Here is a 21,240-nt window from a genome sequence, read left to right as displayed (position 1 = left end):
GCGTGCCTACAGCACATCCAGCAGCGACAGCTGGCGCATGGCCTCCTGGCCTTCGGGGGTGTGGTCGGCGGCTTCCAGTACCTTGCGAAAGCCTCGCGAGGTCTGGATGGTGGACTCGTCCTCCAGCCACATCTGTGCCTGCGCCAGGGTGTCGGCCAACTGATGTTTCAGCCCGCCAAACTGGGTGCCGATCTGCCCCCAGGCGCGGCTGAAAATCCAGTCGCCGAACATATCCTGGTGAATGTGCACCAACACATAGTCATGGTCGGTTTCCCAGCGTACGATCACACCCATCTCCTTAACGCCATCATGTTCACGCCTGCACAGCAAGCCATTGCGGGCGTATTGTAAAGCCCGGAAATCAAAACGCCTATGAAACTTGTCATCGATGCCAACATCCCCGCCGCCGACGCGTGCTTTGGCGGGCTGGGCACCTTGCACCGCCTGCCCGGGCGCGAGATTCGCGCGGCCGACGTGGCCGATGCCGACGCGCTCATCGTGCGCTCCATCACCCGGGTCGATGAGGCCTTGCTGGCCAACAGCCGTGTTGCCTTCGTCGGCACCTGCACCATCGGCACCGATCATATCGACTTGAACTACCTCTCAGCCCAGGGCATCGGGTTTGCCAGTGCGCCTGGCTGCAATGCCGACGCCGTGGTGGACTATGTGCTCAGCAGCCTGTTGACCGTGAGCGAGCGGGAAGGGTGGCCGCTGCTGTCGCGCCGTGTGGGAGTCGTCGGGGCCGGTAGCGTCGGCAGCCGCTTGCTGACGCGGCTGAGTGCACTGGGCATGGAAGTGCTGGTATGTGACCCGCCCCGCGCCGAGCAGGAAGGGCCTGAGGGCTTCGTAGACCTGGATACCCTGATCGAGCAATGCGATGTCATTTGCCTACATACGCCGCTGGTCAAGCACGGCCCCCACGCAACGTACCATTTGTTGAACGCCGAGCGGCTCCAGGAACTGGCCCCGCAAACGGTACTGCTCAACGCCGGGCGCGGGGACTGCATCGATGGGCTGGCACTGCGCAGCCGCCTGGCAGGCAAGGGCGACATCTCTGCCATTCTCGATGTGTGGGAGGAGGAGCCTGGCATCGATGCCGGCCTGAGGGATCTGGTGGCCTTGGCAACCCCGCACATTGCCGGCCACAGCCTGGACGGCAAGCTGCGCGGCACCTGGATGATTCAGCAGGCGCTGGCGGCACATGAAGGCCGCCCCTCCGGCCTGGCATTCAGTGACTTGTGCCCGCCCCCGGTGCTGGCCTCGCTGACCCTCTCACAGGCACTGCCCGTTGAAGAGGCACTGCGGCTATGTATCCGAGCGGTGTATGACGTGCGCCGTGACCACGACACGCTGCAGCGTAACGTGATGCAGCAAGGGGTTGCCAAGGGGTTCGATCACTGCCGTGCCCATTACCCGCTGCGTCGCGAGTTTGCCACGCTGAGTGTGCTGTTGAAAGAAGATGCCCAGCCACTGTGTGCGGCTTTGGAAGCTGCCGGTTTTCAAGTCCAGCTCGGCTGAAAAGAGCTGGATACAAAACGCATAAGGCCCGCGATGCGGGCCTTATGGTAGCGACTGCCGTTAAGTGACGGTTAGCATCACTGACGGTAGGCGGCTTCTTTCAGGGCGCGAATGCGGTCGTCCAGCGGTGGGTGGCTGGCGAACATGCGCTCCATCAGCGAGCGGGTCTGGCCTTTGGTGATGGCCATGGCGCGCATCTGGTCGGGCATCTGGTCGGGCATTTCGGTTTCGGCCTTCAGGCGCGCCAAGGCGTTGACCATGGCGCCGGTGCCCGCCAGGCGTGCACCCGCTTCGTCGGCGCGGTATTCGCGGTAGCGCGAGAACCACGCCACGATGGCCGACGCAAGGATGCCAAACACGATCTCGGCAATCATGACCACCGCAAAATACCCCATGAAGCCCAGGCCGCCTTCACCGTCGCTGCGGCTTTTCAGGAAGGTGTCGATCAAGTGGGCGACGGCACGGGCAAAGAACATCACGAAGGTGTTCACCACGCCCTGGATCAGTGCCAGGGTGACCATGTCGCCGTTGGCCACGTGGCCAATCTCGTGGGCCAGTACCGCGCGGACCTCTTCGGGGCGCATGCGGTTGAGCAGGCCCGCCGAGACGGCTACCAGCGAGTCGTTCTTGTTCCAGCCGGTAGCAAATGCATTGGACTGCTGGGCCGGGAAAATGCCCACTTCGGGGGTCTTGATCCCGGCTTCACGGGAAAGCTCGGCCACGGTGTCCACCAGCCACTTTTCGGTGGCGTTGGAGGGCGTTTCGATGATCACCGTGCCCGTGGAGCGCTTGGCCAGCCATTTGGACATGAACAGCGAGATGATCGAGCCCGCCATGCCGACGATGAAGCAGAACAGCAGTAGGCCAGTGAAGTTGATTCCCTGGCTGCGCAGATAGCCCTCGACGCCGAACAGGCGCAGCGTAAAGCTGGCCACCAGTACGACGGCGAGGTTGGTCGCCAGAAACAGCATAATTCGCATCATGGGTGGGTTTCTCCCTTCAGGTTTATAGCGGGGTCTTGCTGGAATATGGCTTAGATGCGTGCCCGTCGCTACAGTTTCAAGTAGCTGTTTTTAATGCTGTAGCGACGGACATGAAGACTGAAATAACTACTGCCGATAGCGTGACAGGAAATTGGCAAAGCGATCCAGCGCGTCGCCCAGCTGGTCGGCCCAGGGCAGCGTCACGATGCGCACGTGGTCCGGGTCTGGCCAGTTGAAGGCCGTGCCTTGCACCAGCAGGATCTTTTCTTGCAATAACAGGTCCAGCACCAGCTGCTGGTCATTCTTGATATTGAAGACCTTGGGGTCCAAGCGCGGAAACGCGTAGAGCGCCCCTTTGGGTGTTACGCAGGAGACACCGGGAATGGCGTTGAGCTTCTCGATGGTGATGTCCCGCTGCGCCAGCAGGCGCCCGCCAGGCAGGATCAGGTCATTGATGGACTGGTAGCCGCCCAGCGCCGTTTGAATGGCGTGCTGGGCAGGTACGTTGGCGCACAGCCGCATGGAGGCCAGCATGGTCAGGCCCTGAATGAAATCCTTGGCCCGCTGTTTGGCCAGCGTGCCGGAAATGGTCATCCAGCCGGAGCGAAAACCAGCGCAGCGGTAGCTCTTGGAAAGCCCGTTCATGGTGATGACCAGTTGATCGTCGTCGGCCAGCGCCCCCGTGGCGGTGTGCTCGACCCTGTCGTAGAGAATCTTGTCGTAGATCTCGTCGGAGAATACCACCAGATTGTGCTGTTTGGCGATCTCGAGGACTTCCCGCACCACTTCCGGAGAGTACACTGCCCCGGTGGGGTTGTTGGGGTTGATGATGACGATGGCCCGGGTACGGCTGGTGACCTTGGCACGAATGTCGGCCATGTCCGGCGCCCAGTCGGCCTGCTCGTCGCACAGATAGTGAACGCCGTGGCCGCCCGACAGGTGGGCAGCAGCGGTCCAGAGCGGGTAGTCCGGTGCCGGGATCAGTACTTCATCGCCATCGTTGAGCAGCGCCTGCATGGCCATGACGATCAGCTCGGACACGCCGTTGCCGATATAGATATCTTCGATACCGACGCCGGGGATCTGCTTGCGCTGGCACTCCTGCATGATGGCCTTGCGCGCAGAGTAGAGCCCTTTCGAATCACAGTAGCCCTGGGCGGTGGGCAGGTTGCGCATGACGTCCTGGAGAATCTCTTCCGGTGCCTCGAAACCAAAGGGGGCCGGATTGCCAATGTTGAGCTTGAGAATCCGCTGGCCTTCCTCTTCCAGGCGCTTGGCATGGTCGAGAACCGGGCCGCGAATGTCATAGCAGACATTGTGCAGTTTATGGGACTTCTTGAGCGTGTGTGATTCGTTAGGCTGCGCGGTGTCCATGGGGTGCGTTATCCAAAAGTGTCCATTGCCGTGGGAGTGACTGATTATTCGCCCATTATGCGTTGCTTGATGGCGAGCTGTCTTGGTCGATTTGCTCCACGGGCGGTGGAATGTCCTCGGGGGTTTCCAGCGTCAGCCTGCCCACCTTGCCGTCGCGCAGTTCATGCAGCAGCACTTCGGCGCCCCGGTGCAGGTCCACGGCGCCGCCAGGGCGCAAACCACCGCGCTTGCTGGCAATTTCGGTGAGGATGGCGTGGCCATCGAACCCGGCAATGGCCATAAAGTCGGGCTTCTGGGGGTCATCGGCATCGACCTCTGCCTGAGGGGTGGCAGGGGCTTCATAGCGGGGCAGCGCCTTGAGCTTGTAGCGGGCCGTCAGCGCGTCGGGGTAGCGTTTGGCGAGTTCGGCACAGGCCACCATGGCCACATCGGTATACTCGATGGCCGTGTCGCGAATGGCACCGCTGGCCGCCAGCCGGTAGGCACTGGCCTGATCCTCGATTTTGGGCCACAGCACACCAGGCGTATCGATCAGTGCCACGCGGCCATCGATGCGTACCTTTTGCTGGCGCTTGGTCACGGCGGGCTCGTTACCGGTCTTGGCGATCTTGCGTCCTGCCAGGCCGTTGATCAGCGTCGACTTGCCGACGTTGGGAATCCCCATGACCATCACACGAACATCACGGTCGGCACGCACCGCACCGGCCAGCTCATGGCAAAGCCGGGGAATGCGCTTCAGTTCCCGGGTGTTGGTGGTGGTGATGGCCAGCGCCCGTGTGTCGGCTTGGGCATCGAAAAACGCGACCCACTCGTCGGTACGCGCAGGGTCGGCCAGGTCGGCACGCGACAGAATCTTGAGGACCGGCTTGTGGCGGGTCAGCTCGGCCAGCATCGGGTTGGCGCTGGAATAGGGGAGCCGCGCATCGAGCACTTCGATCACGACATCGATTTCCGGCAGCGCGTCCTTGATCTGGCGGCGGGCCTTGTTCATGTGTCCTGGGAACCAGCCGAGCATGGGGATCTCCTGCAAGCACTAACATTCGGCATAAAAAAGCGGGCCGCCATTCTAACAGATGGTGCCCGCCTTGCTGCGCTTCGTTTGGGATCAATTATTCGTCGGGGTGAAACTCCAAAGAGACCGAGTTGATGCAGTAGCGCAGGCCCGTCGTTTGCGGGGGGCCGTCGGGAAACACGTGTCCCAGGTGGGCATCGCAGTGGGAACACACTACTTCGGTGCGAATCATGCCGTGGGAAGTATCGCGATGCTCTTCCACGCAGCGGATGCCCAGTGGCCGGTCGAAGCTTGGCCAGCCACAGCCTGCATCGAACTTGTGTTCGTTCTCGAACAGCGGCGCATGACAGCAGACGCAGTGGTAGATGCCCTGGGCATCGCTCACTTGATAGTCACCGGTAAACGGACGCTCGGTACCCTTCTCCCGGGCGACGCGGTACTGCTCCGGGGTCAACTGCTGGCGCCACTCTTCAGGGGATTTCGCTATTTTCGCCATGGGGCTCTCCTCTCCCTCCGGTTGCTGATAAGCAGAGGCTTATGGGGCAGGCAGGATACCACCGTTATGCCTGACGCTATACCAGTGACAATGGCAGCCCTGCTCAGGTTCAGCATGTGCGAAAGTGGGCGATAGCGCCAGTACCGGGCCTAAACGCTGGCGGCGCCGCCGTTGCTGCGGGGGTCATGGGCGCTTTCGATCAGGCCATCCGGGTGGCGTACGATGCCACCGGCATGGCCCATGGTGTCGCTGAAGGCCTCGGGCAGTACTTCTACATCGTGGCCCGCCGTGGCGAGGGCGGTCACCAAGGCATCGTCAAAACGCGCTTCCAGCTTCAAGTTGGTGCTGGTCTCGCCCCAGGTGCGCCCCAATAGCCAGCGTGGCGCGGTGACCGCCTGCTGCAGTGGCATGCCATGTAGCGCGTAGCGGGAGAACACCGCGGCCTGGGTTTGTGGCTGGCCTTCGCCGCCCATGGTGCCGTACACCATGGTGCGCCCGTCTTCGAACAGGGCCAGCGCCGGATTGAGGGTGTGAAACGGCTTGCGCCCCGGGGCCAGGCCGCGCAGATGATTGGGGTCGAGTGAAAAACTGATGCCTCGGTTTTGCCAGAGCACGCCGCTTTCCGGCAGCACGACGCCACTGCCGAACTCCCAGTAGATGCTCTGAATGAAGCTCACCGAGCGGCCCTGGCTATCCACGGTGCCCATCCAGATGGTGTCGCCCGGCGCGGGCTCATGGGGCCAGGGCAGGGCGCTGGCCGGGTCAATGGCGGCGGCTTCTTCGGCCAGGCGTTCGGCGCTTAGCAGCGACTGCAGGGGGGCAGGCACCCGCTGGGGGTCGGTGACGTGGCTATCGCGCAGCATGAAGGTGCGTTTGGTGGCCTCGATCAAGCCGTGCAGATGCTCGAAGCCGTTGGGCTCGGCAGCCTTGAGGCGTTCGTAGATGCCCAGAATCATCAGCGAGGCCATGCCCTGTGTCGGGGCGGGCAGGTTGTAGAGTGTCGCGTCCTGCACCTGTACATGCAGCGGCGTGACCTGCTGGGCGCGATAGGCGTGGAAATCCTCCAGCCGCAGCGGGCTGCCCAGCGCGGCCAGGTCCTGGGCCATGCTGGCGGCCAGTTCGCCACGGTAGAAGTCATCCAGCCCTGCACTGGCCAGGCGTTCGAGGGTACGGGCCAGGCGCGGCTGGCGCAGCCGCTCGCCTTCCCGGGGGACCTTGCCATCGAGCAGGAAGGCTTCGTTGAAGCCGGGGCTTTGGCCGAGCCGGGCAAGGTGCTTGGCGGTCAGCGCCTCCTGGCTTTGGGAAACCGCCACCCCTTCGTCGGCATGGCGAATGGCATCGGCCAGCAGGGTCGTCAGCGGCAGCGCCGAGCCCCACTGGGCGGCCACGTTGAGCGCTTCCTGCCAACCGCCGATGGTGCCCGCCATGGTCAGGGCTGCCTGGGGGCCGCGTTCCGGGATGTGTGATTCGCCAGCGTAAAAATCGGCGCTGGCCAGCGCGGCGGCTGGCCCGCAGGCATCGATGGCAATGGGCGGCTTGCCTGGTTCGTGAATCAGCCAGAAACCGTCGCCACCCAGCGCGTTCATGTGCGGGTAGACCACGGCGATGGCCGCTGCGGCGGCCACCATGGCTTCTACCGCATTGCCGCCTTGTTTGAGCACATCGCGACCGGCACTGGCAGCCAGGTGGTGGGGGGCAACACAGCTGCCGCCGTAACTACGTTGTGTATGAAGCATGACGTTATCCTTTGTTATTAAGGGCTACTGTTATCAAGGGCTACCAGCCAATGGCGTCGGGTAGCCAGGTGGCAATGGCTGGGAAGATAAAGACCAGCGCCACGGCCAGGAATTGCAGGCCAATGAAGGGCAGCGCGCCTTTGTAAATATCGATAGTGGTGACCTCCTTGGGGGCCACGCCCTTGAGGAAGAACAGCGACCAGCCAAACGGTGGCGTGAGAAACGAGGTTTGCAACACCAGACCCACCAGAATGCCCAGCCATACCATATCGATGCCCATTTGTACGAAGAAGGGCAAAAACAGCGGCAGGGCAATATAGGTAATTTCTATCCATTCCAGGAAGAAGCCCAGCACGAACATCAGCAGCAGCATGAACAGCAGCGCGCCGAGCTCGCCCCCGGGGACCCAGTCGAACATGCGGCCCACGAGATGCTCTCCACCCAGCCCACGGAAGGCCAGGCCAAAGACCTGAGCGCTGATCAGAATGAAGAAGACCATGGCAGAAATGATCAGCGTGGCCTTGGCGACCTCGCTCAGCAGGGCCACCGTGAGCCGCCCAGAGCACGCGACGAAGACCAGCGCGCCGAGCGCCCCCATGGCAGCGGCTTCGGTGGGGGCGGCAATCCCGCCGATGATCGAACCCAGCACGGCAAACACCAGCCCCACCGGCGGCCCCACTACAGTGGCCACCTTGAACAATAGCTGCTTTTTGCTGAGCAGCGCACGCTCTTCGGCGGGAATGGGCGGCATCATGCCGGGGTAGAGTTTGGCCAGCATCAGAATCGCCAGAATATAGATCCCGGCCAGGGCCAGCCCCGGCACCATGGCCGCTGCGAACATGGTGCCCACGGATTCACCGAGGATCTCCGCCAGCAGAATCAGTACCAGGCTAGGGGGGATGATTTGCCCCAGCGTGCCCGACGCACAAATCATGCCGGTGGCCAGGGTTTTAGGGTAGCCACGGCGCAGCAGGGTGGGCAGCGTCAACAGGCCCAGCGTGACGATGGTCGCCCCGACGATACCCGTGGCAGCGCCCAGCAGTACGCCCACGAAGATGATGGCCACCCCCATGCCGCCGGAGAGTCCCCCGAACAGGTGACCGACCACGTCGATCAGTTCTTCGGCCAGCTTCGACTTCTCCAGCATCACCCCCATGAATACGAAAAGGGGGATGGCCATGAAGGTATAGTTGGTGACCACGCCGTAGATGCGCGAGGGCAGCAGGTTGAACAGCATGGGGCCAAACCCCAGGTAGCCAAACACGAAGGCCGTGACGGCGATACTGATGGCCACTGGAATGCCGATCAGCAGCAGTACGAAAAAGGCCACGATCATACCGATCGCTAGCCACTCATTAGGAGACATGCGTTATTCACCTCGGCTTGGAAGGGCCAGCCCTTGGCGCAGCGCGTGAGCCAGGCCTTGCAGTGCCAATAGAAGAAACCCCAGAGGGATGAACGATTTCAGCAACCAGCGGAAGGGCAGGCCACCCGGGTTAGGGGAGGCCTCGTTACGCACATACGACTGCTCTACCCAGGGCAGGGTCAGCCAGGCGATATAGAGCCCCATGACCAATAGCAGCAGACCGCCGATCACTTCGATGATGCGCCGAACGATGGCGGGAAAACGCTCGTAAAACACATCCACCCGCACCTGTTCGCCCATCAGCAGCAGATACGACATGCCGAATAGGGCGATGGGGGAGATCAAGTGCCACTGCAGCTCCTGAAGCCAGACGGCACCAATGCTGAACAGGTAGCGCATGACCACATCGCCCGCGACCAGAGCAACCAGCACCACGCAAATCCAGGCAGCGATCAAGCCAAACAGCCGGACCACCGCCTCGATTCCGTGGACAAGACGTTCCACGGCTTGCATATCACACCCCGATGATGTCGGTTAACCAGGCGCGTTCGCTGGGACCTGCCCAGCGGTCATGGTTGGCCTTGAAGGCCATGTAGCTATCGTGGACCTTGCGCACAAGCGGGTCGGCGTTGGCTTCGGTGGACAGGGTATCCATCGTCGCTTCACGCAGCGCTTCGACCACAGGAGTAGGCAGGGGGCTGGCAGTAACGCCGTGGTTGTCCACCAGGTCGGCCATGGCCTCGCCGTTGACGGCCTCCGACCAGGTGACGCTTTCCAGGCACGCTGCCATGCAGGCACTTTTCACGATCATCTTGAGATCGTCGGGAAGGGCATCCCAATGCTGTTTGGAAATCAGTAGCTCACCGGTGGTGGCAGGCTCGTGCCAGCCGGTGGTGTGATAAAACTTGGCGGCATTGTGAAGCCCCATGCGGCGATCCTGGTAAGGGCCGACGAACTCCGCCGCATCGATGACGCCACGCTCCAGCGCCGGGAAGATTTCACCGCCGGGCAGTACCCGGGCATCGACCCCCAGCGCGGCATAGACTTTCCCGGCCAGGCCCGGAATACGCATGCGTAGCCCATTCAACTGGCCGATGTCCTCGATGGGCTCACGGAACCAGCCGGTCATCTGCACGCCTGTATTGTTCAGCGGCAGGGCGATCATGCCGTAAGGCTCATACACCTCTTCCCATAGCTCCAGGCCACCGCCGTGATACAGCCAGGCCATATGGCCCATGAAGCTCATACCGAAGGGCACGGTGGTGAAGTATTGAGCGGCGAACGTGGTGCCCGACCAGAAGTAGCTGTTGGCGGCGTTCATTTCGATAGTGCCGCTCTGCACGGCCTCGAAGCCTTCGAAAGCCGGGATCAGTTCTCCTGCTGCAAAGTGCTGAATATTGAGCCGTCCGCCCGACATGGCGTTGATCTTGGCAATCACGTCCCGCGGGCTGCCGGGCCCTTCTACATAGAACGGGGAGCCGGGGCTGTAGGCATTGGTCATTCGCCAGTTGAACTGTTCGCTCGACTGCGCCTTGGCCAGGGAAGGGGCGCCCAGCACCAGCCCCGCAGTGGATGTCAGAGCAGCGCTGGTAAGAAACTTGCGACGGGTAAAGGACATACAGCACCTCATGCAGTAAGGAAAGACGGCAGTGGTAGGGGAGCACCAATCGCCGAGGGACGCTGTGTACAAAGCAAGGGATATGCCAAAAAATCGATTTTATTTTAAATAAAAGATTTTTGGGGCTTTGTCGGATCTTCCGTGGGGGAGTATGGTGAGGATGCGCTAATGTCGTGCACCATAATCGCGCAGGTTATCGCCGTCAGGCACTCTCGTTGCGCAGACACAAAACGTTTCGATATCAGAGGGCTTGACAGTAAGAGGTGCTCTGATTAATATACGCGCCACCTCGACGAGGCAATGAAACGTCCCATTCGTCTAGTGGTCCAGGACACCGCCCTTTCACGGCGGGAACAGGGGTTCGAACCCCCTATGGGACGCCATCGTATCGTTCAGGTTATCGGAGTTGCGGGAATAGCTCAGTGGTAGAGCATCGCCTTGCCAAGGCGAGGGTCGGGAGTTCGAATCTCCTTTCCCGCTCCATAATACGTATGTGATAAATCATGCGTGTTTATGCGTCCCATTCGTCTAGTGGTCCAGGACACCGCCCTTTCACGGCGGGAACAGGGGTTCGAACCCCCTATGGGACGCCAATCCGGTTTTTTAGCGACATCAAGCGGGAATAGCTCAGTGGTAGAGCATCGCCTTGCCAAGGCGAGGGTCGGGAGTTCGAATCTCCTTTCCCGCTCCAGTCGTCTGCGTGTATATGTGTCCCATTCGTCTAGTGGTCCAGGACACCGCCCTTTCACGGCGGGAACAGGGGTTCGAACCCCCTATGGGACGCCATTCGCATGACGCTGTCACCTGGTTGTCGCCATCGGTTGTTTTAACCGGTTTCTGTAAGCGGTTTCCATAAGTAATGCCGTTCATGTTGCGGGAATAGCTCAGTGGTAGAGCATCGCCTTGCCAAGGCGAGGGTCGGGAGTTCGAATCTCCTTTCCCGCTCCAATTTATGATCTACAGACTTCCACTGACGTCTGTAAGTCGTTGAAAAGAGGGCCGAAAGGCCCTTTTTTCATTCCAGCAAAAGCCATGGAAATCCACTGACAGCCAGCGTTTTTGAGGCCAAAATTGAGGCCAAAGAATGCGGGTGGTGCCGGTTCCGGATTGTTGCTGGGGTTGGGCGGGAGTCGTGACGAGCATTGAGTCTAAGTTCTTAACTTAGGAGCTCAAAGATGACTCTCTCTGATCTGACTGTGCGGCAAGCCAAGGCCGCTGACAAAGCCTACAACCTCCCCGACACCGATGGCCTCGGCCTGGTCGTCGCTCCCACTGGCGGCAAGTCGTGGCACCTGCGCTACTACTGGCTCGGCAAACAAAAGCGCATCTCGCTGGGCAACTACCCTGAGATCGGCCTGCGCGAAGCACGCGCATTGCGTGACGAGGCCCGGGCGCTCCTGGCCAAGGGCATCAATCCTCACACCGACCGTAAGCAGAAGCGGCACGCGATCAAGCTGGCGTCCGAATACACCTTCAAGGCGGTTTTCGACGCCTGGGTCGAGCATCGCCGCAAGGAGCTCAAGGAAGGCCGGCAAAGCACGATGTCCCAGATACTCCGTATCTTCGACAACGATGTGCTGCCCACCCTCGGGAGGATGTCGATCTACGATATCCGTCGTCCCCAACTGCTGGGTGTGCTGGCAAGGGTTGAGGGACGCAAGGCTTACACCACCGCCGAAAAAATTCGTACCTGGTTCCGGCAGATGTTCCGCTACGCTCTGGTGATCGTTGAGGGACTGGAGATCAATCCGGCCTCGGATCTTGATGTCGTAGCCGAGCCTAAACCTCCGGTGAACCACAACCCGTACCTGCTTCTGCCCCAGCTTCCCGCGTTTCTCCAGAAGCTCAGGCATTACAACACTCGTGGTTGGCAGACCCAGCTCGGCATTCGGCTGTTGTTTTTGACCGGAGTGCGCACTGGCGAGCTGCGGCTGGCGACCCCGGACCAGTTCGACCTCGACCGGGGTCTGTGGATCATCCCGCCAGAGAGCGTCAAGCAACTTCTGGACGAGATGCGCAAGGCTGGCAAGCGTGCGCAAGACATCCCGCCTTATATCGTGCCGCTGTCCATCCAGGCCGTCGAGATCGTACGCCACCTCTTGGGAGAAATGCGGCCAGCCCAGCGATACCTGCTGACGCATCGCAGCGACCTCAAGAAGCGCATCAGTGAGAACACGCTCAATCAGGCTTTGAAGCGCATGGGCTACGACGATCAACTGACCGGCCACGGTATTCGTGGAACCCTCTCGACGGCGCTCAATGAAATCGGCTACCCCAAGATTTGGGTGGACGCGCAACTCTCGCACTCGGACCCGAACAAGGTGAGCTCAGCCTATAACCACGCCAAACACGTGGAGCCGCGCCGCAGGATGATGCAGGATTGGGCCGATCGCCTCGACCTGCTGGAGCAGGGCCAGGTGGAGGCCGCCAGCGTGCATCTCACCATCCGTATCGATGGGGTGCCAACGATGGTAGAGGCGGAAAATACCGTTTCTGCCGAGGAAGCGTCTTTTATTGGCACCATCCCACCGGTAGCGGCAACTCCCATCGTCGTGACGGCAAACGCCTCGGGAGGCACCTTTCAGCGGCTGTCACAGGTGCCGCCGCCCCCTGAGCCAGTTCCGGAGCCGGAAGTGTCCGCGATCCAGCGTGAGCGCGAGGAAATGCTCGAGATCTACGAATTGCCGTGCAACATGCCGGTTCAGTTGTTCGGCAAGTTGGCCGGGAAGTCCAAAGACCAGATCAACCGCGAACTGAAAGCCGGCAAATTGCTGTCCATCGGTTTGGGCAACCGGGGACAACGCGTTCCCGATTGGCAATTGGTGCCACTCAAGCAAAAGCTGGCCCAAACCCTCATGAAGCGGTGTCCGGACGCGGATTCGTGGGATCTGTACCGCATGTTGACCCGGCCGCATCCGGAATTGGGCGATCGGACGGCCATCGATACCGTCACGCCGACCAATCTGGCCAAAATCATCCGGATCATCACGAACGGTCAGGAGCATGCGGATGCCCCTGAGACGGTCATCCCACAGCCGATCCCCGAGGACGTGCGGCAGAGCGTTCGTCGGCTGATGGATAGTGCGGTGGTTCTTGAGGAAGCCTAACCTGCACGCTGCAACCTATGGCCGGGAAGTGGCCCCGGCCATAGGTTGTCATTACCGTGCGCCGGCCCTGGCAACCTGCAGCGCTCTGCGCGCGAACCGCTCCGTAACAGCATTGGTTGGCCGGTGGGGGCGCTGCAGGTGGGTCACGATTTCGTAGGGGCCATCCGAGGGCAGCCTCATCGTAATCCTCCACTCATGGGCGCGCTCGATGCGCGGTTGCGCAGAGATGCCAAGACCATAGCCAGCCGCGACCCATAGGGCCAACAGCTTGAACGAAGTGACGTGCTGAATGCTCTGCTGATCCACCGGCGGCGCCAAGGAAGACAGCCGTTGATCCAGCAGGGGGCAGGCCTCTGCCTGCCAGCGAAAAACGGGATAGCTCAACAACTCAGCAACCGTGAGCATCGCCTGGTTCGGTAAGGGGAACCGTGGCGGTACAGCAACGGCCATGTTTTCACACCATAAGGGCTGGCTGCTCAGGCTCGGGGCGCTCGTATCTTGAAGTGACATCCCAGCGTCGTAGCGACCTTCTTGAAGGCCGACAGCTAGGTCGTCGCCTGCGACCTCGAAGAACGTGATGGCGATATCCGGTTCCTCTGCACGCTGAAGGGCAAGAAGCGTTGATAGCCGAGAGGATGGTACGCCGGGCGCTATAGCGAGTTTGAAAGATCGGCTGGTGGCGTGGTGCATGAGAGCCCCGCGAAGCTATCTGGCCGCAAAAAAGCAACCCAATATGATAGCAATGAGTTAAATTTAACGTGGTTAAATTCTCATGGCTGCCCGACGCTTCTGTCAATGCAGAAGCGTATAGTTCAACGAGGCCGTCCCCCAGGTACAACCACATTTGAAGCCGAGCCAGCACAGGCCTTCGGGGAGGCAGTGCGTGCCGCCCGCAAGGCGCAAGGAATCTCTCAGGAAGAACTGGCTGCACTGGCCGGGATCGAACGTTCTCACATGGGCAAGATTGAGCGCGGGCAGCACATGGCCACGTTGGCTCTGATACTGAAAATTGCCGTGGCGCTCAGGATAAGTTCGGCTGAATTGATGACTGCAACAGAGGACAACCTTGGTTCTGGCAACGGCTCTTGAGCCTTGCCTTCTTTGGCCAGCTTCGTTAGTCGCTCAATCGGTCGCGTAGCCGAGCAATGAACTGCTCCAGTGGAACCGACAAACGGGTGTTTTCGGGCCACAGCAAGTAGGTGGTGATGACCGCTGATTCCACTGCCAGAGGGCGGATTACAACGTCAGAGCGCTGGTAAGCAGTAATCCTGGTCGTCGTCGTGAAGCCGATGCCGTAGCCTGCACCGACCAAGGTGAGCATCATGTCTAGTGAGGACGCGTGCTCAACGATGTTCGGTTCATGCTCCAGTTGCCGAAGAAGTCGAGCCAGTTCGAGGCAGCAACCTTCGCACGCCTGGGGATCGCACATGATGAGCGGATGCCCCCCGAGGGTATGGAGCGGAACCTTCTTGTGAGCGAGTAGTTCGTGGCGGGCGGGGAGCGCGATAACCAGCGGGTCTTGCCAGATCGGTTCGGCGACGATGCCGTAACCGACGTTGGCAGTGTGCGCGAATCCGGCCATGAAGTCGCCTGATCGCAAACCACGCAGTTGCTCGGCCAGAGGTACTTCGGATAGGCGTATCTCGACCTCCGGCTCTTCTGCGCGACAACGAGCCAGAAACGCCGATAACCTGGGATCGATTGCACCATCGGAGACAGCGATGCGCAGGCTCCCTCGCAGACCCGCCGCGACCGCCTGGACGTTCTCCCGTGCATGCTCCAAAACAGTGAACAGTCTGCGGACGTCCTGCAAGAACACGGCTCCAGCGGGGGTCAGCACAGTGCCTCGACGGTTTCGGTCAAAAAGTATTACCCCTAGCTCATCCTCAAGCTCTTTGATCGTTCGAGACAGGGGGGATTGTTCGATATGCAAGCGCTCGGCAGCTCGTGTGAAGTGCAGTTCTTCGGCGACCGCCACAAAGCAGCGCAGGTGACGAAGTTCCATGGTTGCGTCCTTCAGCAATCTTGGTCAATTCAATTGGCCACGGCGCATTGATGCCGAAGTGTGCTCAGTGGATGAAGTAGCAGGTGCTCCCCTTCAGGGCAGGGCAAAAGGCCATTGATTCGATTGAACAATAATACATATGTTCATATATTTTATCAAAAAAGACCTCCTGCCTCTGATCTGGAGCTTGATAAGGGATCGGAGCCGGCTTGATGACGGTGTGCTGCTTGGCTTCGTTGCAAATGCCATCGGCGCGAATCAATAAGGTTGCGCGTCAGTGACAGCGTGAGGGAACTTGGCAGCCGCTGCGTCCCGTCGATGCAACTACCACTTGACCTTCCAACCGTGGCAAGGACCAAACTGCCAAGCACCCCAACCCGAAAGGAGTTTTCCATGCAATTCCATCTCGATGACATGACCTGCGGTGGATGCGCCCGCACCGTGACGAAGACGATTCAGATGATCGACCCCAACGCCAGTGTCGTCACTGATCCGCCATCCCGCCGGGTCGAGGTGCAAACGTCGGCATCCGAAGGGCAGATCGTCGCAGCCCTGCGCGAGGCTGGTTTCCCGCCGCGCGCGCAGTAACATCCGATCGCGGTCGACCTGAACGCAGGTTGGCCGCGATGCTGGCGCACGCGCCATGTTGTTGCTCAGTGCATCCCGAAATAGGCGACCTTGACCCACATCCAAAGGGCCATCGCCACCATCATCAGGTTCTCTGTCAGGGATACGAAGCCCAGCGGTACATTGCTGTCCCCGCCCACGCAGGCGCACTTGAGTTCCCGGCGATCGACATAAACCGCCTTGAAGACCGACACGGCCCCGACGGTGCCGATGAACAGTGCCAGCGGAATCGACAGCCACATACCCACTCCCGCGACCATCAACACGCCAGCGGTACCCTCTGCGAACGGGTAGAGATAGCCATACCGCACCCAGCGCTTGGCCAACAGGTCATAGTTGAGGAACATCGTCGCGAAACTGTCCACGTTCTTGAGTTTCTGCAACGCCAGCAAGCACATGGCAAAGGCCACGAACCACTCTGCGGTCTGAATGCCCGGTAGCTGGCCGAAGGCGGCCCAACTCGCCCCGAGCGCCAGCGCGGCGGCCATGAGGAACAGCGCGACCACGGGGGTATAGGTCACAGCGTTCTTGTCCTTCACGGGCATGTCGAAGAATTTACGCAATTCGTCGTAGCCCCCTATGCGCCGCCCATCGATGAACGTCTGCGGCGTGGTTTCGACTCCATGTTCCTGCTTGAACGCATCCGTCTGCTCGCGGCTCGCCAAGTGCTTGTCCTCGACCTTGTAGCCCTTGCGTTTGAGCAGATCGAGCGACTTCAGCCCATAGGGGCAGGTATGGTCGGGCATGACCATGCGGTAGAGCTTGGCGTGCTTGAGCGCAGACATGCTGGACTTCTCCTGTGGGGTCTTCCTTAAGGGAGGTCGGCGGAGCCGACCGTGAGCAAAAGACTTCAGACTACCTCTCTACCCTAACCCGCCCTGGCGCAAGAGTGTGTAGGCGCCTGGCTCATGGGTAGGTCGTCAGGCTGTTCTCCACCTGCCAGGACAATCCGGCCACAGGCCGGCGTGTCTGCGGCGGCACGCCAGGCCCTAGTGGTTCTCCTTGGCGTGGTTAATCGTGTACTTGGGGATTTCGACGGTCAGATCCTCTGTCGACACGATGGCCTGGCAGCTCAGGCGCGACTGCGCCTCCAGTCCCCAGGCCCTGTCGAGCAGGTCGTCCTCGCACTCCTCGACTTCGTTTAGAGAGTCGAACCCCTTGCGCACGATGCAATGGCAGGTGGTGCATGCGCAACTCATGTCGCAGGCATGCTCGATCTCGATGCCATTGTCCAGCAGGGCCTCACAAATCGAGGTGCCTGCTGGCACGTTCAGCACCGCGCCTTCAGGTGCCAGTTCTGAGTGGGGAAGAACAGTGATTTTGGGCATGTCTCTCCTGGTCGTCAGCGCGAGCGTTTCGCTGTTCTGGTGCCGTGCGAGCGGCGCGGTACGGCACCAGTGCGCTCTTCAGGTTCGTCTTCACTGGTGTCGGGTTGCTCCAGCGTCTGAAGGATCGGGCAGTCTGGTCGTTCATCACCCGCGCAACAATGAATCAACGCCTTGAGCGTTTCTGTCATCTGCAGCATGCTCTCGATGCGTCGGTCCAGTTCGGCGATGTGCTGTTGGGCCAGGCGCTTGACGTCGGCACTCTGGCGCGACTTGTCGTTCCACAGGCCCAGCAGATTCGTGATCTCGGCCACCGAGAAGCCGAGATCGCGCGCGCGGCGGATGAAATGCAGCCGGTGGATATCGGCCTGGGTGTAGGTGCGATAGCCAGATTCGGTACGATCCGCTGGCGGAATCAGGCCGATCTGCTCGTAGTAGCGGATCATCTTGGCCGAGACCTTGGATGCTTTGGATGCTTCACCGATGTTCATGGTCTTCCTCCCCTTTCTCAATGAGTGGTATCCGCCGCCAGCGGCGGCCGAAAGCCGCGCAGGCGTAGCGCGTTGCCCAGCACGAACACGCTGGAGAGTGCCATCGCGCCGGCGGCGAAGATCGGCGAGAGCAACACCCCATATGCTGGGTACAGCGCCCCGGCGGCCACCGGAATCAGCGCGGTGTTGTAGCCAAACGCCCAGAATAGGTTTTGGCGGATATTGCCCAGCGTAGCCTTCGACAGCGCGATGGCGTTGGGCACGCCTCGCAGGTCGCCGGACATCAACACCACGTCGGCTGACTCGACTGCCACGTCAGTGCCGGTGCCGATTGCCAGGCCCACGTCGGCCTCGGCCAGCGCCGGGGCGTCGTTGATGCCGTCACCCACGTAAGCAATCTGGCCGTGGCTGGCTTTCAGCCGGCGCACCGCATCCACCTTGCCTTCAGGCAGGACTTCGGCCACCACCTCGTCGATGCCCAGTTGCTTGGCAATCGCCTGTGCGGTACGCGCGTTGTCGCCGGTGATCATTGCCACTTTCAGGCCAAGCTGATGCAGCGCGGCGATGGCGGCGGGCGTGCTAGCCTTGATCGGATCGGCCACGGCGATGATGGCGGCCAGGCGGCCATCGATCGCGGCGTACAACGGTGATTTGCCCTCGTTGCCCAGACGCTCGGCAGTGCCTGCGAATACACCGACGTCCAGGCCCAGCGAACGCATGTAGCGGTCGGCGCCAACCTCGACACGGGAACCGTCCACGGTTGCGCGCACGCCCATGCCCGTGACCGAATCAAAATCGGTCATGGTCGGCAGCGCGATGCCACCTTCTGTCGCAGATTCGACGATCGCGCGCGCAATCGGGTGCTCCGAGCGAGATTCTACGGCAGCGACCTTCGCCAGCACTGGGTCGCGGCTGAAGCCTTCAGCGATTTCCAGGTCGGTCAGCACCGGGCGACCCTCTGTCAGGGTGCCGGTCTTGTCCACGGCCACCACCTTGGCATCCTTGAGCAGTTGCAAGGCCTCGCCCTTGCGGAACAGCACGCCCATCTCGGCGCCGCGGCCGGTGCCGACCATGATCGAGGTCGGCGTCGCCAAGCCCATAGCGCACGGGCAGGCGATGATGAGCACGGCTACGGCGTTGACCAAGGCGAAAGTCAGGGCGGGCGACGGGCCAAACACGAGCCAGACCAGAAAGGTCAGCAAGGCGACCAGCATCACTGCCGGAACGAACCACAACGTCACCTTGTCCACCACGGCCTGAATCGGCAGCTTCGAGCCCTGGGCCTGCTCGACCATGCGGATGATCTGCGCCAGCATGGTCTGCCCGCCCACGGCGGTGGCGCGCAGCGTCAGCGCGCCTTTCTGGTTGACGGTGCCACCGACCACCGTGCTGCCAGCAGCCTTTTCGACCGGGATCGGTTCGCCGGTGATCATCGACTCATCGACGAAGCTGCGGCCCTCGGTGATTTCGCCATCGACCGGCACGCGCTCGCCGGGACGCACTTCCACGATGTCGCCAAGGGCTACGTCGTTGATGGGAATATCCACCATACGGCCGTCACGCAACACATGGGCCTCCTTGGCCTGCAGCTTGACCAGCCGCTGGATGGCCTCGGAGGTACGACCCTTCGCGCGCGCCTCCAGGAAGCGACCGAGCAGGATCAGCGTCACGATGACGGCAGCCGCCTCGTAATAGACGTTCACCGTGCCTGCTGGCAGCAGGCCGGGCGCGAAGGTGGCGACCATCGAAAAGCCGAACGCGGCCATCGTGCCGACCGCGACGAGCGAGTTCATGTCCGGGCCCAGGCGCACGAGGGCCGGAAAGCCCTTCTCATAGAAGCGCCGGCCCGGAATGGCCAGCACCAGCAGGGTCAGTACGAACTGGATATACCAATTCTGCTGCATGCCGATGGTGTTCATGACCCACTCGTGCATGCCGGGAATCATGTGCGAGCCCATTTCGAGCACGAATACCGGCAATGTCAGCAGACCGGCCAGGGTCAGGTCACGCTTGAGTTCGGCCCGCTCGGCGTCCTTCTTTTCTGCTGCTTCATCTTCGGCCTGTGCGCCGGTATCGACCAGGCGGGCTTCGTAGCCAACCTTGTCTACGGCCGCGATCAGATCTTCCACGGCAGCCAAGCCGCGCACGGTGGCGCGCTCGGTCGCCAGATTCACCGTGGCCTCCGTGACGCTTGGTATGGCTTTGAGCGCCTTCTCGACGCGGCCTACGCAGGATGCGCAGGTCATGCCCTCGATCGCCAGTTCAGTGACGCCGGCCGGCACCTCGTAGCCCACTTTCTCCACCGCCTGAATCAGCGCCATGCGATCAACAGGACCAGCCAGGCGGATGTCCGCCCGCTCGGTAGCCAGATTGACGGACACAGTGTCCACGCCCTCGACCTTGGCCAGGGCGGCCTCGACTCGGCCGACGCAGCTCGCGCAGGTCATGCCCTCGATGGGCAGGCTGATCGCAGCTGCTGTGGCGCGAGCATCACTCATTATTGGCATGCTCATGGTTTATTTCCCGTAGTTGAGATTCGACATGAGGGAAGCTTAGGGTTTACCATCGTGGGAAGGTCAAGCATATTTTTTTATGTGTACTGTCTGGTTTGGGAAAGCGCTGGCGACAGAGGTGCGGCGGGTTCTGGTTGCCAAGCTTTCCCAGATCCCTAGCTGCGCATGATCGCTCTGCCGCAGCCTCGTTGATCCTGAAGGGCATGAACAGCCGTTCGAGAGCAGGAATTTTTGACAAATGACTTCACGCAAACCAGCAAGCACACCTCACGGCGCAAGCGCCGATCTGACATCCTTGTCGCACAATGATGTAACCATCCTGGCCGAAACCTTCCGCCTCCTGGGCGATCCTTCGCGGCTGAAAATCATGCTGTGCTGCATGAAGGGGTCTACTTCGGTGGGGGACATCGCGGAGACCCTCGACCTCTCGCAATCACTGGTCAGCCACCATCTGCGGCTGCTGCGTGGAGCTCGGCTGGTCAAGGGTGCGCGCCAGGCCAAGCAGATTTTCTATGAGGTGGCCGACCAGCACGTGAGCCAGGTGCTGCTGGACATGGCCATCCACATTGCTGAAGACCACAACGACGAGTAGCCGAGCGGATCGCAAAACCTACCATTACGCGCAGCAGTGGGTGGCCGCTGCTGCAGGCATTCTCACTAGAAGACGCTGTCGCTGTCCCGCAGGCCTACGACCTGGAAAGCGTGATTTCCCCAATGCTGGCCGCCGCGCTGCTGACCGTCATCAGCTTTCACAACCTGTTCGTGGGAACGATGCTCTGCTTCCTCGTTTCGGCCGCGCCTGCGGGCCTGCTGGCGATCAGCCTGGCCGTCTCGGCCGCGGGCTCGATGGTGATCGTGAACACGGTGGTCCTCGTGAAGGCGCGCTTCGGCCTGGGCGAAATCGAAGTGGCGTGGCGCTGGCGCTTCGGCTGTGGCCGGCCAGCGCCCCGTCCGATCTGACCCATGACCATCCAAACCTACCGGCGGATCACCCTCATTTGCGAACGCACGCAGATCAGGGCAGACACCATCATTCGCTGATCGTGGACGATCTGCACCGGATCTGGCC

The 21,240-nt window shown here is 61.2% G+C and carries 21 protein-coding genes and 6 tRNA genes; 12 read left to right on the top strand and 15 right to left on the bottom strand.

Translation table 11 applies throughout. The annotated features are described in order from the left end of the window. Nucleotides 1-6: 6 nt before the first annotated feature. On the bottom strand, nucleotides 7-288 hold the full coding sequence (locus tag KVY02_RS12355) for a hypothetical protein (RefSeq protein ID WP_039176935.1): 282 nt from the start codon (nucleotides 286-288) through the stop codon (nucleotides 7-9). 84 nt (nucleotides 289-372) lie between these two features. Here KVY02_RS12355 and pdxB point away from each other — a divergent pair, with 84 nt between their 5' ends. Beyond that, nucleotides 373-1,518 (top strand): 4-phosphoerythronate dehydrogenase PdxB, encoded by a 1,146-nt coding sequence (pdxB, locus tag KVY02_RS12350; RefSeq protein ID WP_218313597.1) that lies wholly within the window; start codon nucleotides 373-375, stop codon nucleotides 1,516-1,518. Nucleotides 1,519-1,595: 77 nt separating this feature from the next. On the opposite strand, the gene htpX is transcribed toward pdxB, so the two are convergent. The 8 genes from htpX to KVY02_RS12310 all read right to left on the bottom strand — a co-directional run bounded on the left by htpX (nucleotide 1,596) and on the right by KVY02_RS12310 (nucleotide 10,103). Then, nucleotides 1,596-2,501: a protease HtpX gene (gene htpX / locus KVY02_RS12345; protein WP_016914474.1), complete on the bottom strand. Its 906-nt coding sequence runs from the start codon at nucleotides 2,499-2,501 to the stop codon at nucleotides 1,596-1,598. Between the two features lie 126 nt (nucleotides 2,502-2,627). Then, nucleotides 2,628-3,875 (bottom strand): pyridoxal phosphate-dependent aminotransferase, encoded by a 1,248-nt coding sequence (locus tag KVY02_RS12340; RefSeq protein WP_016914473.1) that lies wholly within the window; start codon nucleotides 3,873-3,875, stop codon nucleotides 2,628-2,630. 55 nt (nucleotides 3,876-3,930) lie between these two features. Beyond that, nucleotides 3,931-4,890, bottom strand: a complete 960-nt coding sequence (gene ylqF / locus KVY02_RS12335) for a ribosome biogenesis GTPase YlqF (RefSeq protein ID WP_218313596.1) — start codon at nucleotides 4,888-4,890, stop codon at nucleotides 3,931-3,933. Nucleotides 4,891-4,984: 94 nt separating this feature from the next. After that, nucleotides 4,985-5,383, bottom strand: a complete 399-nt coding sequence (gene msrB / locus KVY02_RS12330; protein WP_016914471.1) for a peptide-methionine (R)-S-oxide reductase MsrB — start codon at nucleotides 5,381-5,383, stop codon at nucleotides 4,985-4,987. A 149-nt stretch (nucleotides 5,384-5,532) separates the two neighbouring features. Continuing rightward, a complete protein-coding gene (locus tag KVY02_RS12325; protein WP_081195617.1) occupies nucleotides 5,533-7,119 on the bottom strand; it encodes a gamma-glutamyltransferase family protein in 1,587 nt (528 codons plus the stop codon). 40 nt (nucleotides 7,120-7,159) lie between these two features. Then, nucleotides 7,160-8,485 carry a TRAP transporter large permease subunit gene (locus KVY02_RS12320; protein ID WP_218313595.1) on the bottom strand — a complete coding sequence of 442 codons (1,326 nt, stop codon included), beginning with the start codon at nucleotides 8,483-8,485 and terminating at the stop codon, nucleotides 7,160-7,162. 3 nt (nucleotides 8,486-8,488) lie between these two features. Beyond that, nucleotides 8,489-8,998, bottom strand: coding sequence for a TRAP transporter small permease subunit (locus KVY02_RS12315; RefSeq protein ID WP_081195619.1), 510 nt, complete (start codon nucleotides 8,996-8,998; stop codon nucleotides 8,489-8,491). 1 nt (nucleotide 8,999) lies between these two features. Beyond that, nucleotides 9,000-10,103, bottom strand: coding sequence for a TRAP transporter substrate-binding protein (locus tag KVY02_RS12310; RefSeq protein WP_218313594.1), 1,104 nt, complete (start codon nucleotides 10,101-10,103; stop codon nucleotides 9,000-9,002). Between the two features lie 307 nt (nucleotides 10,104-10,410). On the opposite strand from KVY02_RS12310, the gene KVY02_RS12305 reads away from it, so the two are divergent. From KVY02_RS12305 to KVY02_RS12275, 7 genes are all read left to right on the top strand, one after another. After that, a tRNA-Glu gene (locus KVY02_RS12305) sits at nucleotides 10,411-10,486 on the top strand. A gap of 25 nt (nucleotides 10,487-10,511) precedes the next feature. Next, nucleotides 10,512-10,586, top strand: a tRNA-Gly gene (locus KVY02_RS12300). A 34-nt stretch (nucleotides 10,587-10,620) separates the two neighbouring features. Beyond that, a tRNA-Glu gene (locus tag KVY02_RS12295) sits at nucleotides 10,621-10,696 on the top strand. 23 nt (nucleotides 10,697-10,719) lie between these two features. Beyond that, nucleotides 10,720-10,794 (top strand) — tRNA-Gly (locus KVY02_RS12290). A gap of 19 nt (nucleotides 10,795-10,813) precedes the next feature. Beyond that, nucleotides 10,814-10,889 (top strand) — tRNA-Glu (locus KVY02_RS12285). Nucleotides 10,890-10,976: 87 nt separating this feature from the next. Then, nucleotides 10,977-11,051 (top strand) — tRNA-Gly (locus tag KVY02_RS12280). Nucleotides 11,052-11,278: 227 nt separating this feature from the next. Then, a complete protein-coding gene (locus KVY02_RS12275; protein ID WP_106763598.1) occupies nucleotides 11,279-13,210 on the top strand; it encodes a tyrosine-type recombinase/integrase in 1,932 nt (643 codons plus the stop codon). Between the two features lie 51 nt (nucleotides 13,211-13,261). Here KVY02_RS12275 and KVY02_RS12270 read toward each other — a convergent pair whose 3' ends face one another. Beyond that, nucleotides 13,262-13,900, bottom strand: a complete 639-nt coding sequence (locus tag KVY02_RS12270) for a substrate-binding domain-containing protein (protein ID WP_106763595.1) — start codon at nucleotides 13,898-13,900, stop codon at nucleotides 13,262-13,264. 105 nt (nucleotides 13,901-14,005) lie between these two features. On the opposite strand from KVY02_RS12270, the gene KVY02_RS12265 reads away from it, so the two are divergent. Continuing rightward, complete coding sequence (locus KVY02_RS12265) at nucleotides 14,006-14,299, top strand: helix-turn-helix domain-containing protein (protein ID WP_106763593.1); 294 nt, start codon at nucleotides 14,006-14,008, stop codon at nucleotides 14,297-14,299. Between the two features lie 25 nt (nucleotides 14,300-14,324). Here KVY02_RS12265 and KVY02_RS12260 read toward each other — a convergent pair whose 3' ends face one another. After that, on the bottom strand, nucleotides 14,325-15,215 hold the full coding sequence (locus KVY02_RS12260; protein WP_106763590.1) for a LysR family transcriptional regulator: 891 nt from the start codon (nucleotides 15,213-15,215) through the stop codon (nucleotides 14,325-14,327). 393 nt (nucleotides 15,216-15,608) lie between these two features. On the opposite strand from KVY02_RS12260, the gene KVY02_RS12255 reads away from it, so the two are divergent. Next, entirely contained in the window at nucleotides 15,609-15,803 is a 195-nt protein-coding gene (locus KVY02_RS12255) for a heavy-metal-associated domain-containing protein (protein ID WP_106763588.1), read from the top strand. 65 nt (nucleotides 15,804-15,868) lie between these two features. Here the strand turns inward: KVY02_RS12255 and KVY02_RS12250 are convergent, their stop codons facing one another. The 4 genes from KVY02_RS12250 to KVY02_RS12235 form a co-directional block, all read right to left on the bottom strand. Then, nucleotides 15,869-16,627: a MauE/DoxX family redox-associated membrane protein gene (locus KVY02_RS12250; protein WP_106763585.1), complete on the bottom strand. Its 759-nt coding sequence runs from the start codon at nucleotides 16,625-16,627 to the stop codon at nucleotides 15,869-15,871. Between the two features lie 204 nt (nucleotides 16,628-16,831). Further along, entirely contained in the window at nucleotides 16,832-17,170 is a 339-nt protein-coding gene (fdx, locus tag KVY02_RS12245) for an ISC system 2Fe-2S type ferredoxin (RefSeq protein WP_106763583.1), read from the bottom strand. Between the two features lie 14 nt (nucleotides 17,171-17,184). Further along, nucleotides 17,185-17,658 (bottom strand): Cu(I)-responsive transcriptional regulator, encoded by a 474-nt coding sequence (cueR, locus tag KVY02_RS12240; protein WP_106763581.1) that lies wholly within the window; start codon nucleotides 17,656-17,658, stop codon nucleotides 17,185-17,187. Nucleotides 17,659-17,675: 17 nt separating this feature from the next. After that, on the bottom strand, nucleotides 17,676-20,171 hold the full coding sequence (locus KVY02_RS12235) for a heavy metal translocating P-type ATPase (protein ID WP_106763579.1): 2,496 nt from the start codon (nucleotides 20,169-20,171) through the stop codon (nucleotides 17,676-17,678). 238 nt (nucleotides 20,172-20,409) lie between these two features. Here KVY02_RS12235 and KVY02_RS12230 point away from each other — a divergent pair, with 238 nt between their 5' ends. Both KVY02_RS12230 and KVY02_RS18335 read left to right on the top strand, forming a co-directional pair. Then, nucleotides 20,410-20,763, top strand: a complete 354-nt coding sequence (locus KVY02_RS12230) for an ArsR/SmtB family transcription factor (RefSeq protein WP_106763577.1) — start codon at nucleotides 20,410-20,412, stop codon at nucleotides 20,761-20,763. A gap of 122 nt (nucleotides 20,764-20,885) precedes the next feature. Then, entirely contained in the window at nucleotides 20,886-21,131 is a 246-nt protein-coding gene (locus tag KVY02_RS18335; protein WP_269474868.1) for a hypothetical protein, read from the top strand. Nucleotides 21,132-21,240: the final 109 nt, after the last annotated feature.

Origin of the sequence: Halomonas sp. 18071143, assembly GCF_019211725.1 — a bacterium.
GTDB classification, from domain to species: Bacteria; Pseudomonadota; Gammaproteobacteria; order Pseudomonadales; family Halomonadaceae; genus Vreelandella; species Vreelandella stevensii.
Note: the sequence above shows the minus strand (reverse complement) of the source record. Positions and strands in the feature narration are given on the sequence as shown.

Excerpts from the sequence above, each read along its gene's own strand:
- pdxB (WP_218313597.1), top strand. The coding sequence starts at position 373 with ATGAAACTTGTCATCGATGCCAACATCCCCGCCGCCGACGCGTGCTTT.
- htpX (WP_016914474.1), bottom strand. The coding sequence starts at position 2,501 with ATGATGCGAATTATGCTGTTTCTGGCGACCAACCTCGCCGTCGTACTG.
- KVY02_RS12340 (WP_016914473.1), bottom strand. The coding sequence starts at position 3,875 with ATGGACACCGCGCAGCCTAACGAATCACACACGCTCAAGAAGTCCCAT.
- ylqF (WP_218313596.1), bottom strand. The coding sequence starts at position 4,890 with ATGCTCGGCTGGTTCCCAGGACACATGAACAAGGCCCGCCGCCAGATC.
- msrB (WP_016914471.1), bottom strand. The coding sequence starts at position 5,383 with ATGGCGAAAATAGCGAAATCCCCTGAAGAGTGGCGCCAGCAGTTGACC.
- KVY02_RS12325 (WP_081195617.1), bottom strand. The coding sequence starts at position 7,119 with ATGCTTCATACACAACGTAGTTACGGCGGCAGCTGTGTTGCCCCCCAC.
- KVY02_RS12320 (WP_218313595.1), bottom strand. The coding sequence starts at position 8,485 with ATGTCTCCTAATGAGTGGCTAGCGATCGGTATGATCGTGGCCTTTTTC.
- KVY02_RS12315 (WP_081195619.1), bottom strand. The coding sequence starts at position 8,998 with ATGCAAGCCGTGGAACGTCTTGTCCACGGAATCGAGGCGGTGGTCCGG.
- KVY02_RS12310 (WP_218313594.1), bottom strand. The coding sequence starts at position 10,103 with ATGTCCTTTACCCGTCGCAAGTTTCTTACCAGCGCTGCTCTGACATCC.
- KVY02_RS12275 (WP_106763598.1), top strand. The coding sequence starts at position 11,279 with ATGACTCTCTCTGATCTGACTGTGCGGCAAGCCAAGGCCGCTGACAAA.
- KVY02_RS12270 (WP_106763595.1), bottom strand. The coding sequence starts at position 13,900 with ATGCACCACGCCACCAGCCGATCTTTCAAACTCGCTATAGCGCCCGGC.
- KVY02_RS12265 (WP_106763593.1), top strand. The coding sequence starts at position 14,006 with ATGCAGAAGCGTATAGTTCAACGAGGCCGTCCCCCAGGTACAACCACA.
- KVY02_RS12260 (WP_106763590.1), bottom strand. The coding sequence starts at position 15,215 with ATGGAACTTCGTCACCTGCGCTGCTTTGTGGCGGTCGCCGAAGAACTG.
- KVY02_RS12255 (WP_106763588.1), top strand. The coding sequence starts at position 15,609 with ATGCAATTCCATCTCGATGACATGACCTGCGGTGGATGCGCCCGCACC.
- KVY02_RS12250 (WP_106763585.1), bottom strand. The coding sequence starts at position 16,627 with ATGTCTGCGCTCAAGCACGCCAAGCTCTACCGCATGGTCATGCCCGAC.
- fdx (WP_106763583.1), bottom strand. The coding sequence starts at position 17,170 with ATGCCCAAAATCACTGTTCTTCCCCACTCAGAACTGGCACCTGAAGGC.
- cueR (WP_106763581.1), bottom strand. The coding sequence starts at position 17,658 with ATGAACATCGGTGAAGCATCCAAAGCATCCAAGGTCTCGGCCAAGATG.
- KVY02_RS12235 (WP_106763579.1), bottom strand. The coding sequence starts at position 20,171 with ATGAGCATGCCAATAATGAGTGATGCTCGCGCCACAGCAGCTGCGATC.
- KVY02_RS12230 (WP_106763577.1), top strand. The coding sequence starts at position 20,410 with ATGACTTCACGCAAACCAGCAAGCACACCTCACGGCGCAAGCGCCGAT.
- KVY02_RS18335 (WP_269474868.1), top strand. The coding sequence starts at position 20,886 with ATGCTGGCCGCCGCGCTGCTGACCGTCATCAGCTTTCACAACCTGTTC.